The organism is Lentzea miocenica (assembly GCF_033949945.1).
GTDB classification, from domain to species: domain Bacteria; phylum Actinomycetota; class Actinomycetes; order Mycobacteriales; family Pseudonocardiaceae; genus Lentzea; species Lentzea miocenica.
The window spans coordinates 1-671 of record NZ_JAXAVW010000108.1; the positions used below are offsets into that span (position 1 = coordinate 1).

The 671-nt window shown below is 70.5% G+C and carries 1 protein-coding gene; it reads right to left on the reverse strand.

Annotated elements, in window-relative coordinates:
- Window positions 1-626: HNH endonuclease signature motif containing protein (locus SK803_RS46415; RefSeq protein ID WP_319972651.1), on the reverse strand; the 626-nt coding region annotated here is incomplete at its 3' end.
- Window positions 627-671 lie beyond the last annotated feature (45 nt).

Genomic DNA, 671 nt, shown 5'->3' on the forward strand with positions numbered 1-671 from the left:
TGTTTTACGCGGTGGTGGCGTTTGCAGAACGCGCCGAGGTTGTCCGCTGAAGTTGAGCCCACCGGGAATGGGATCGTGTGGTCCAGTTCGGACTTGTGTGACGGGCGCGTGCAGCCGGGGAAGCGGCAGGTTCGGTCTCGGGTCCAGACGAACCGGCGCAGCGCCGCCGGTGGGCGGTAGGTGCTGGTGCCGAATTCGAGGGCTTCGGCGGTGGCCGGGTCGGTGAGCAGGCGGCGCCAGGTCGCGTCACCGGCCAGCTCGCGGGCCAGGCCGGGGGTGATGGGGCCGTAGCCGGCGAGTTCGCCGGGCTGCTCGGACAGGCCCATCAGGGTGGCTGCGGAGACGGTCACGTAGAGCTCGACCTTGACGGCGCTGGCCTTGTCGGGGGTGGCGAGCAGCAGGTCGGCGAACACGTCAGCGCGGACTTGGTCGAGCGTGCGCGGGTCCTGCGGCGTCTTGACCTGCTGGGCGATCGCGTCGACGCGGGCGGAGCAGGCGGCGGCCAGGTGCGCGGGCAGGAACGCCCAGATGCGGGCCATGTCGTCCTCCAACGAGTCGATGCCGGTGCAGCGCTGCTTCTTGCGTTCCTCGGCGCGGGCCTTGTGGCCTTCGGGATCGACGCGCATCACCACACGGTTGGTGAGCTGCCGCATCTGCGCACCGGTCTGCGC